The sequence below is a fragment of the Sphingomonas sp. GV3 genome (assembly GCF_031082075.1).
GTDB classification, from domain to species: Bacteria; Pseudomonadota; Alphaproteobacteria; order Sphingomonadales; family Sphingomonadaceae; genus Sphingomonas; species Sphingomonas beigongshangi.
This window is the reverse complement of the sequence record NZ_JARWLE010000001.1, coordinates 54,608-63,901: the sequence shown is the minus strand read 5'-3', so window position 1 is coordinate 63,901 and position 9,294 is coordinate 54,608. Positions and strand designations below refer to the sequence as shown.

Sequence of the window (9,294 nt, the reverse complement as noted above, 5' to 3'; positions counted from 1 at the left end):
ATCGTCTTACTCCGGTTGCATCAACTGGCGCCGCGCCTCGACCGTCCGGTCGTCGAGCGCGCGACGGACCACAGCTTCGTCGACATCGACACCGGCGGCGGTGAGGTCGCCGAGCAGCTTGCGGATCACGTCCTCGTCGCCCGCTTCCTCGAAATCCGCCTGTACCACCGCCTTGGCATAGGCATCGGTCTCGGCCGGGGTCAGCTCCATCTGCGCCGCCGCCCACTGGCCGAGCAGCCGGTTGCGGCGCGCCGTGATGCGAAAGGCCATTTCCTGCTCACGCGCGAAACCAGCCTCTGCGGCGCGCTCCCGATCATCGAACATGGACATAGCGACCCCCTGTGGCATGTGAAGCGTCACATAGGAGCGCGGGAGCCGCCACGCAACGGATCGAGGTATTCGATCGCCGTGTACAATTATTACGTAGAAACGAAGGCGGAACCATATGGCATTTCACGCGATCATCGCAATAGACGTGTAGAAAAGCACGCGAGGAGAGAAGACATGGAACGCATAGCCCTGCCACACGGCCAGGGACGATCCGTGGTAAATCGGATGCCTCCCATGGCCGGCATAGCGATCGGCGCGGGGCTATCCCTAATCCTGTGGGCGGTGATCGCCATTTTGGTCCTGCTGGTCGCCTGATCGCGGTCAGGACTCTATTTCGACGACCAACTTTCCGATGGCGCCGCGCGCGGCCATCATCGCGATGGCCTCGCCGCCCCGCTCGAACGAGAACCGCTGTGTCACCCGGGGGGCGATGCTGCCGTCTTCCCACAGGCGGAACAGGGTCTCGACGTGGCGCTGATTGGCTTCGGCATCGCGAGCCGCGAACGCCCCCCAGAATACGCCGCAGACGTCGCAGCTTTTCAGCAGCGTCAGGTTGAGCGGCAACTTGGGAATGCCGGCTGGGAATCCGACCACCAGATAGCGTCCCTCCCAGGCGATCGATCGCAACGCAGGTTCGGCATAGTCGCCGCCGACCGGATCGTAGATGACGTCGAAGCCACCCCGGCCGCCCGCGGCCTTGAACTGTTCGGCTAGAGCCTTCGACTGATCCTTGTCGAAGGGCGCGCGTGCATAGACGATCGTCGCGTCCGCGCCAGCGGCGGTGGCGGCCGCCGCCTTCTCCTCGGACGACACCGCCGCGACGACGCGGGCGCCATAGGCCTTGCCCAGTTCGATCGCCGCCAACCCGACTCCGCCGGCCGCACCGAGCACCAGCAGCGATTGCCCGGCCGACAGGCGGCCGCGATCGAGCAACGCGTGGATCGTCGTCGCATAGGTCAGGATCAGCGCGGCGCCCTCCGCGAAGCTGCGCGCATCGGGCAGACGATACAGGCGATGCGCGTCGACCGCGATCCGGGTCGCAAGCCCGCCATGGCCGATCACCCCCATGACGCGATCGCCGACCTGCCAGCCCTCGACACCTTCGCCGATGCTCTCGATCGTACCGGCGATCTCTCCCCCCGGAGCAAAGGGCCGCTCGGGGCGGAACTGGTATTTGTCCTCGATGATCAGGACGTCGGGATAGTTGATCGCACAGGCCTTGACGGCGACGACGACCTGCCCCTTGCCAGCTGCGGGATCGGGCAGGTCGGCAAGTTCCAGAGTTTCAGGTCCGCCCGGCGCCCTCGACAGCAATGCTCGCATATCCGCTCCTGTTTTCGATCCAGGGGCGATGATCGCGCACCGCCGCTTCGAAATTCGAAATCGCGGTATCTTCTGCCAGCGTCATGCCGATCTCGTCCAGCCCTTCCATGAGGCATCGGCGACGAAAGGGGTCCAGTTCGAAGGCGAAGCGATCCTGGAAGGGCGTGGTGACCGTCATCGTCTCCAGGTCGACGACGATCGGCTGCGCCTCCGCCACCGCCAGCAGGCGATCGACGGCGTCCTGCGGCAGAACGACGGGCACGATGCCGTTCTTGAACGCATTGCCCGAGAAGATATCGGAGAAGCTGGGTGCGATGACCGCCCTTATCCCCATATCGGCAAGCGCCCAGGCCGCATGCTCGCGACTGGAACCGCACCCGAAATTGTCACCCGCGATCAGGATGGGCGATCCGGCATAGCGCGGATCGTCGAAAACGTTGCCCGGTTGCGCCCGCACCGTCTCGAACGCCCCGCGGCCGAGCCCGGCACGCGTGATCGTCTTCAGCCAATGCGCCGGGATGATGACGTCGGTGTCGATATTCTTGGCACCCCATGGATAAGCGGTGCCGCTGACGCGGGTGACGGGTTGCAAGGCCTTGTCCGATCAGCGTTGAGTCTTGACGGGGACGACGGGGGTTCGGGCGCCGGCATAATAGGCGGCCGCGCCGCTGAACACCGCGCCGAGTACCAGCATTACCAGGACCTTCTTCACTGTCTGTCTCCCATCAGATCGCGGACGTCGGCCAGTCGACCGGTGACGGCCGCGGCGGCCGCCATTGCTGGCGACAACAGATGGGTACGAGCGCCAGGTCCCTGACGTCCAACGAAATTCCTGTTGGACGTGGAGGCGCAGCGTTCCCCCGCCGGCACCTTGTCCGGATTCATCGCCAGGCACATCGAACACCCCGGCTCGCGCCAGTCGAAACCGGCGGCGGCGAAGATCCGGTCCAGCCCCTCCGCCTCCGCCTGGCGTTTCACCAATCCGGAACCGGGGACGACCATCGCGTGCACGCCGTCCGCGACGCGGCGGCCATCGGCGACCGCCGCAGCGGCGCGCAGATCCTCGATGCGGCTGTTGGTGCAACTGCCGATGAAGACGTGCTGAATCGGAACGTCCTGCATCGCCGTGCCAGGTGCCAGGCCCATATACGCAAGGCTCGCACGCGCCGCCGCCCGCTTCGCCGGATCCGCGAAGCTGTCCGGCTCGGGCACCGTACCGGTGATCGGCACGACATCCTCGGGACTGGTACCCCAGGTGAGTGCGGGCGCGATCTCGGATGCGTCCAGCCGTACCGACTTGTCGTAGCGCGCGCCCGGATCGGTCGCGAGCGTCCGCCACCACGCCACCGCGCGGTCCCACGCCTCGCCCGCGGGGGCCATCGGCCGCCCTTTCAGATAGGCGAAGGTCGTGTCGTCCGGCGCCACCAGGCCCGCGCGTGCGCCGCCCTCGATCGACATGTTGGCGAGCGTCATCCGTCCCTCGACCGACATCGCGCGCACGACGTCGCCGGTATATTCGAAGACGTGGCCGGTCCCGCCAGCCGCGCCTACGCGGCCCATGATCGCGAGGATCACGTCCTTCGGGCTGACGCCAAAGCCCAACATGCCGTCGACCCGCACCTCCATCGTCCGCGACGGACTGAGCAGGAGCGTCTGCGTCGCGAGCACATGCTCGACCTCGCTGGTGCCGATGCCGAAGGCGAGCGCGCCCAGGGCTCCGTGCGTCGACGTATGGCTGTCGCCGCAGACCAGCGTCGTCCCGGGCAGCGTGAAGCCGAGTTCCGGCCCGACGACATGGACGATCCCCTGCTCCGCCGCCGTGGCATCGATATAGTCGATGCCGAATTCGGCCGTGTTGCGCCGGAGGGCGTCGAGCTGTTGCGCACTTTCCGGATCGGCGATCGGGATCGGTCGCCCCTGCGCGTCCAGTCGCGGCGTCGTCGGCAGGTTGTGGTCGGGCACGGCCATCGTCAGCTCGGGTCGCCGCACGCGGCGGCCGTTCGCGCGCAGGCCTTCGAATGCCTGGGGACTGGTCACTTCGTGTACCAGATGCCGATCGATATAGATCAGGCACGTGCCGTCGTCGCGCCGCTCCACAACGTGGGCAGCCCAAATCTTCTCGTACAGGGTTTGCGGTCTGGAAGCCATGATGTCGGCGCGTTAACCCAAAAGATGCGCGGACGAAACCCTGGACGACAGATTATTGCGACACGGGCGGCGTGCGGTGATCCTCGACGACCCGCCCGCAGGCGGAGAGTTCCTCCTCATGGCCCGGCTCGCGCCACGGCTCCGCCAGTGCCTCCGCCTCCCAGCGACGTATCGCGGGATGGGCGAGCAACGTGTCGACCCACCGCGAGCCGGCAGGGCCGACGTCGATGCCATAGGTCCGCACCCGAAAGGCAACGGGCGCGTAGAACGCATCGACCGCCGAGAAGCGCTGCCCGGCGAGCCAGGGTCCCGCGAAACGGTCCAATCCCTCCGCCCAGAGTTCCGACAGGCGCGTCACGTCGCGCGACAGCGACGGGGAGGACGGTGCGGCGGCGACACGGACGCCGACGTTCATCGTCCGCTCGCGGCGCAGCGCCGAAAAGCCGCCGTGCATCTCCGCTACCGCGCACATCGCCCAGGCGCGCGCCGCTGCGTCCTCCGGCCAGATGCGGTCGTGCCGGTCGGCTAGGTAGAGCGTGATGCCGAGCGAATCCCAGACGACACGGTCGCCATCCAGCAGGACCGGCACCTGTCCGGTGGGCGAAAAGGCCCGAAACGCATCATAATTGTCGCGTTCGGCGAACGGCTGGATCCGGTCCACGAAGGGAATGTCCAACGCGGTCATCAGCGCCCAGGGGCGCAGCGACCAACTGGAATAATTCCGGTTCGCCGTGACGAGCGTGTAGCTCATGCTTCGTAGGCGGCGGTCGTCTTCGCCGCCACCTCGTCGGCGGTGACGCCGGGGGCGAGCTCGACCAGCCTGAAACGGGACTGGTGATCCGGGCGCTGGAACACGGCGAGATCGGTGACGATCATGTCGACGACGTTCCTGCCGGTCAGCGGCAGCGTGCAGGACGGGATGAACTTGGGGCTGCCGTCCTTGGCGTTGTGATCCATCACGACGATGATCTTCTTGACCCCGGCGACCAAGTCCATCGCGCCGCCCATGCCCTTGATCATCTTGCCCGGGATCATCCAGTTGGCGATGTCGCCGCCCTCGGACACCTCCATGGCGCCGAGAACGGTCAGGTCGATATGCCCGCCGCGGATCATCGCGAAGCTCTGCTCGCTGCCGAAATAGGCGCTCTGCGGCAGTTCGCTGATCGTCTGCTTGCCCGCGTTGATCAGGTCGGGATCGACCTCGTCGTCATAGGGAAACGGCCCGATGCCGAGCATGCCGTTCTCGCTCTGCAGCGTGACCGTCATTCCGGCGGGGATGTTGTTGGCGACAAGCGTCGGAATGCCGATGCCGAGGTTGACGTAATAGCCGTCGCGCAGTTCCTGCGCCGCGCGCGCCGCCATCTGGTTCCGGTCCCAGCTCATCTCAATTCGCTCCTTGGCCGGGATCAACCCAGCGCTTGTCGACGGGAAATACCTCGTCATACCCGCCCTTCAGCCCGCTGCCGTAGACGGGGTTGGGCAGCACGAACCAGCCGTTGCCCCACATGTCGCCGATCGCGCCCGTGTCGGCGGCACGGCGGCGATCCGCGGACGAGGCGAAGGCCCCGAACAGGTCGCTAAAGTCGCCAAGCTGATCGCCCGCCATGGCAACGACGCAATAGCGGGCCGCAATAGCCCGTCGGCGCGCGTCCTTGCCGCTGGGGCCATCCCGCAGGAACAGGTCCGTGCCGACCGTGAAGTCGCCCAGCCCCGCCGCCTTCAGCGTCGCGATGGTGCCGGCTGCCGTCGCACTCGCGCGATTGGTGTTGACGATCACCGCGATGCCGGCCGCACGCAACGCGGCGAAGGCCTCGACCGCGCCGGGCACGGGTGCGACCGCGCGGGCGCCGCCGCGCTCCCAGCGCGTCCATTGCGCCGCGTCGAACGGCGCGTCCGGGCTGTTCGACGCCAGCGCCTCGACACCGACGTTGAGCAGCACCGTCTCGTCCGCGTCGAACACCGCCGCGCGCGGCTTGCCGGCGCAGGGTTCCCATTGCGGGGCGGCCAGCGTCGCGCCCGGCTTCAGGATCACGCTGTCGCCCGCCGCACGGCGATAGCTGGCATAGGCCACGAGCGCGTGGAATGCCTGACGGCTGAGCGCAACCGCCTCGCCCGAGCCGTAGAGGTACTGGAATTGTGGCGGCACGCGCGCGCCCGATGCCGCGATCGGCGTGGCGGTCCGCTGCCCGTCGGGCGGCGGCAGCGCCTTCAGCGCGGTGATCTGAACCGCCTGTCCGTCCGCCGCGACGACCTGTCCGGGCGCGGGCAGGCGCGCGACGCGCTGTCCACGCCCGCCGCAGCCGCCGAGCAGCGACGTCGCCAGCAGCGCCAGCGCCAGTGCGCGCCTCATACCGTCTCGCGCTGGCGGACGGTGCGGAACTCGATCTTCTTGTCGTAGGGCGCGCCGACGATCATCCGCTTCACGTAGATGCCGGGCAGATGGATATGATCCGGATCCAGGCTGCCGACCGGCACGACCTCCTCGACCTCCGCGACGCAGATGCGGCCGGCGGTCGCCATCGGCTGGTTGAAGTTGCGCGCGGTCTTGCGGAAGATGAGGTTGCCGCTCTCGTCCGCCTTCCAGCCCTTGATGATGCTGAGGTCGGCGCGGATGCCGCGTTCGAGGATATACTCCTCGCCGTCGAAGGTCTTCACCTCCTTGCCCTCCGCCACCAGCGTGCCGACCCCCGTCTTCGTGTAGAAGCCGGGTATGCCCGCACCGCCCGCGCGGCAGCGCTCGGCAAGCGTGCCCTGCGGGCAGAATTCGACCTCGAGTTCGCCCGACAGATACTGGCGCTCAAACTCCTTGTTCTCGCCCACGTAGCTGGAGATCATCTTGCGGACCTGGCGGCTGCGCAGCAGCTTTCCGAGTCCCTCGCCGTCGATGCCGGCATTGTTGCTGGCGATGGTCAGGTCCTTGACGCCCGACGCCTGGATCGCATCGATCAGCCGCTCCGGAATGCCGCACAGGCCGAACCCGCCCGCGCAGATCGTCATTCCGTCGTGGAGCAGCCCGTCGAGCGCGGCCGCGGCATCCGGATAGAGCTTCTTCATCGCCCTCGTCTCTCCTGTGATCGGACCTGCGATTAGCGGGGCGGCGCCAGCCCGGTCAAGCAACCTGAATGGAGATTCAACTTGGCGGCGGGGACCGGTCCTGCAGGACCGCGACCACATCATTGCTTTTGCCGCCGCTTCCCGCTATGCGCGCCTCCTTCCGAGCCATGGTCATCCCTGGAGGCGTGGCGCCGGGAAGAACTGAACTTTTAGCACGTTTCGGAGAATTTGCATGAGCGAGACCATTACGCTCGCAGCCGAGACGCGCGACCGGGTTGGCAAGGGAGCCTCCCGGGCGCTGCGTCGTGACGGCCGCGTCCCCGCCGTGATCTACGGCCTGAACAAGGAACCGACCTCGATCCACCTCGAGGAGAAGGCGCTGACCAAGGCGCTGATGACCGGCCACTTCTTCACCTCCGTTATCATGATCAACGGCGAGCGTACGCTGCCGAAGGACGTAGCGTTCCATCCGGTCACCGACCGTCCGACGCACGCCGACTTCCTGCGCATCAGCGAGCATGCGACCGTCACGGTCGCCGTGCCCGTCGTGTTCACGGACGAGGACGAGAGCCGTGGCCTGAAGCAGGGCGGCGTGCTCAACATCACCCGTCACGAGGTCGAGCTGGTCGTCGACGCCGCCGACATCCCGACCGAGCTGACCATCTCGCTCAAGGGTCGCGAGATCGGCGATTCGATCCACATCAGCGACGTGCAGCTGCCCAAGGGCGCGACGCCGGCGATCGACGACCGCGATTTCGCGATCGCCACGATCGTGCCGCCGACCGTCCCGACCGCCGCTGACGAGGCGCTCGAGGCCGAAGTGGCCGAGGCCCAGTCGGCTGAGGCCGCCGAGGCTGCCGCCGAGGGCGACGAGGAGTCGGCCGAGGGCTGATCGCCCCGTCGACCTCGACTGTGATTGCGGGGCAGGGTAGCGGCGACGCTCCCCTGCCCTTCGTCTTTTTGGAGCATTCGCGATGCAGATCTGGGCCGGGCTCGGCAATCCGGGGCCGCAATATGCGCTGCACCGGCACAACGTCGGCTTCATGGCGCTCGATACGATCGCGGAGATGCACGGCTTCTCCCCGGTCAAGAAGCAGTTCCAGGGCTGGACGCAGGAAGGGCGGATCGGCAGCGACAAGATCGTGCTGCTCAAGCCGGCGACATTCATGAACGAGAGCGGTCGCGCGATCGGCGAGGCGCTGCGCTTCTACAAACTGGGGCCCGATGCATTGACCGTGTTCCACGACGAGCTCGACCTCGCACCGTTCAAGGTCAAGGTGAAGCGCGGCGGCGGGACCGCGGGCCATAACGGACTTCGCTCGACCGACCAGCATCTGGGACCGGATTTCCGCCGCGTGCGGCTGGGCATCGGCCACCCGGGGCACAAGGATCGCGTCACCGGCCATGTGCTGGGCAATTACGCCAAGGCGGAGATGGACGCGCTTGCCGACATGCTGGGCGCGGTCGGGGCGGAGGCGCCCTGGCTCGCCGCGGGCGACGACGTGCGCTTCATGAACGACGTGGCGCTGAGGATGGGACAATGACGATACGGTCTCTGTTCGCGACCCGTTTCTACGACGCCCCGCTCGGCGATGCCGACCTGCTCGCCGAACTCGAAGAGGCGGCATGCGACCTAGCGCGCGAAGATCGCGCCGGTATCGGCTGGTGCAAGGCGCACGGCTATCGCGGCTACACGTCCTATGCCTCGCTGAACGACCTTCCGGCCCGGGATCCGCGCTTTGCCGACCTCGTCAGGCTGCTCAACCGGCACATCGCGACCTTCGCCCAGGCCTGCGCTTTCGACCTCGGCCGCAAGCTCAAGCTCGACAGCCTGTGGGTAAACGTCCTGAAGCCGGGTGGCAGCCATTCCGGGCACATCCACCCGCACAGCGTCGTCTCCGGCACGCTCTATGTCGCGGTGCCACCGGGAGCCGGTGCGCTCAAGCTCGAGGACCCTCGGCTACCGATGATGATGGCGGCGCCGACGCGGACCGACGACGCGCCGGAGGATCTCAGGACGTTCGTCTATGCGGTGCCCGAACCGGGCAGCGTGTTCCTGTGGGAAAGCTGGCTGCGGCACGAGGTGGTGCCCAACGGCGCCAAGGGCGAACGGATCAGCATCAGCTTCAACTATCGCTGATCCGCCGCGCCGCACGCGCGATGGGGAGCGGCGCCCACCGCTTGCCCGCAACGCCGGTCCGGTCACGACCGCAAGGCGCCGTTCACCTGTCGACGCTATGATCGCGGGCCATGGACAAGACGTGGAACAAGGTCGGCCTGGCCGCCGTGGTGTTGCTGGCCCCCGGCGGGTTCCTGCTCGGGGCGACGTTGCTCGCCAACCATTACCGCAAGAAGGTCGCGGCCAAGAACGATGCGCGCGGCGAACCCGCCTCGCGCCCCGACGAGACCGACCTCTGACCGGGCGACCGGATCGGCCGG

Annotated in this window: 12 protein-coding genes; 4 read left to right on the top strand and 8 right to left on the bottom strand. The window is 67.3% G+C overall.

Features of this window, described 5'->3' with window-relative positions; all coding sequences use genetic code 11:
* Positions 1–6: 6 nt before the first annotated feature.
* The 8 genes from RF701_RS00355 to RF701_RS00320 form a co-directional block, all read right to left on the bottom strand.
* Positions 7–330 (bottom strand): DUF1476 domain-containing protein, encoded by a 324-nt coding sequence (locus RF701_RS00355; protein ID WP_308813695.1) that lies wholly within the window; start codon positions 328–330, stop codon positions 7–9.
* A gap of 321 nt (positions 331–651) precedes the next feature.
* Complete coding sequence (locus RF701_RS00350) at positions 652–1,653, bottom strand: NADPH:quinone oxidoreductase family protein (protein WP_308813694.1); 1,002 nt, start codon at positions 1,651–1,653, stop codon at positions 652–654.
* Positions 1,616–2,245, bottom strand: coding sequence for a 3-isopropylmalate dehydratase small subunit (gene leuD / locus RF701_RS00345; protein ID WP_203310571.1), 630 nt, complete (start codon positions 2,243–2,245; stop codon positions 1,616–1,618). Before leuD ends, RF701_RS00350 begins: the two co-directional genes overlap by 38 nt.
* A gap of 116 nt (positions 2,246–2,361) precedes the next feature.
* Positions 2,362–3,801, bottom strand: coding sequence for a 3-isopropylmalate dehydratase large subunit (gene leuC / locus RF701_RS00340; RefSeq protein WP_308813693.1), 1,440 nt, complete (start codon positions 3,799–3,801; stop codon positions 2,362–2,364).
* 52 nt (positions 3,802–3,853) lie between these two features.
* The gene (locus RF701_RS00335; protein ID WP_308813692.1) at positions 3,854–4,552 is read right to left on the bottom strand and encodes a glutathione S-transferase family protein; all 699 of its coding nucleotides are present in this window, start codon (positions 4,550–4,552) and stop codon (positions 3,854–3,856) included.
* Entirely contained in the window at positions 4,549–5,184 is a 636-nt protein-coding gene (locus RF701_RS00330; protein ID WP_203310574.1) for a CoA transferase subunit B, read from the bottom strand. Before RF701_RS00330 ends, RF701_RS00335 begins: the two co-directional genes overlap by 4 nt.
* Before the next feature lies 1 nt (position 5,185).
* Positions 5,186–6,151 (bottom strand): HAD family acid phosphatase, encoded by a 966-nt coding sequence (locus RF701_RS00325; RefSeq protein ID WP_210356658.1) that lies wholly within the window; start codon positions 6,149–6,151, stop codon positions 5,186–5,188.
* Positions 6,148–6,855, bottom strand: a complete 708-nt coding sequence (locus RF701_RS00320) for a CoA transferase subunit A (protein WP_308813691.1) — start codon at positions 6,853–6,855, stop codon at positions 6,148–6,150. The genes RF701_RS00325 and RF701_RS00320 overlap by 4 nt, the downstream gene beginning before the upstream one ends.
* A 232-nt stretch (positions 6,856–7,087) precedes the next feature.
* On the opposite strand from RF701_RS00320, the gene RF701_RS00315 reads away from it, so the two are divergent.
* From RF701_RS00315 to RF701_RS00300, 4 genes are all read left to right on the top strand, one after another.
* Positions 7,088–7,747: a 50S ribosomal protein L25/general stress protein Ctc gene (locus RF701_RS00315; RefSeq protein ID WP_203310577.1), complete on the top strand. Its 660-nt coding sequence runs from the start codon at positions 7,088–7,090 to the stop codon at positions 7,745–7,747.
* 82 nt (positions 7,748–7,829) lie between these two features.
* Entirely contained in the window at positions 7,830–8,399 is a 570-nt protein-coding gene (gene pth / locus RF701_RS00310; protein WP_203310578.1) for an aminoacyl-tRNA hydrolase, read from the top strand.
* Entirely contained in the window at positions 8,396–8,995 is a 600-nt protein-coding gene (locus RF701_RS00305; RefSeq protein WP_308813690.1) for a TIGR02466 family protein, read from the top strand. Before pth ends, RF701_RS00305 begins: the two co-directional genes overlap by 4 nt.
* Before the next feature lie 110 nt (positions 8,996–9,105).
* Positions 9,106–9,273: a hypothetical protein gene (locus RF701_RS00300; protein ID WP_308813689.1), complete on the top strand. Its 168-nt coding sequence runs from the start codon at positions 9,106–9,108 to the stop codon at positions 9,271–9,273.
* Positions 9,274–9,294: the final 21 nt, after the last annotated feature.